The 692-nt window shown below is 62.9% G+C and carries 1 protein-coding gene; it reads left to right on the forward strand.

Annotation, left to right across the window (positions count from 1 at the left end; genetic code table 11):
* Positions 1 to 692 (forward strand): DUF6531 domain-containing protein (locus AC1RMX_RS29680; RefSeq protein WP_493073886.1); only part of this gene is annotated, 692 nt, incomplete at both ends.

Below are 692 nucleotides of genomic sequence, written 5' to 3' on the forward strand. Positions count from 1 at the left end.
CTCGACGGGTTGCTGTCGTTTGAGTTCAGCCGGTTGTATCGCACCAGTGCGGTCGAGATCGATGTCGGGCTGGGGTTTGGCTGGAGCCATTCGCTGGCGCATCGGCTGGAGGTTGATGGCGCTTCGGTGGTCTGGGTTGACCATGAGAACCGGCGCACGCGGTTTCCGTTGCCGAGTGTCGAGCGGCCGGCGATTCACAACAGTCTGTCGCGGGCGGCGATCTTTCTTGGGGATGAGCCGGAGGAACTGATCGTTGCGCTGGCGGGTGAGGCGGCGCGGTTTTATCACTTTCGGGGCGGGCGTCTGACGGTTGTCAGCGATGCGTACGGCAATCGCCTGACGGTGCATCGGGATCTTTCCGACCGGATTCAGCGACTGGATAACGGGGCCGGTCGGTCCTTGTTGCTGCGCTATGAGCGGGCGCATCTGGTCGCGGTCGATTATCAGGTTTTTCGTGAGTCTGCCTGGCGTACCGAGCAGACGCTGGTCAGCTACCGCTTCGATGCCCGTCATCGGTTGATCGAAGCGACCAACGCCGTCGGCGAAAGCGAGCGTTACGACTACGACGACCAGCACGTCATCCTGCAGCGGCAACTGAGCGGCGGCGCGAGTTTCTTCTGGGAGTGGGAGCGTGCCGGCAAGGCGGCACGTTGCGTGCGGCACTGGGCGTCGTTTTCGCAGATGGATACGCG

It is taken from the genome of Pseudomonas sp. GW822-FHT03F04 (genome assembly GCF_058801405.1).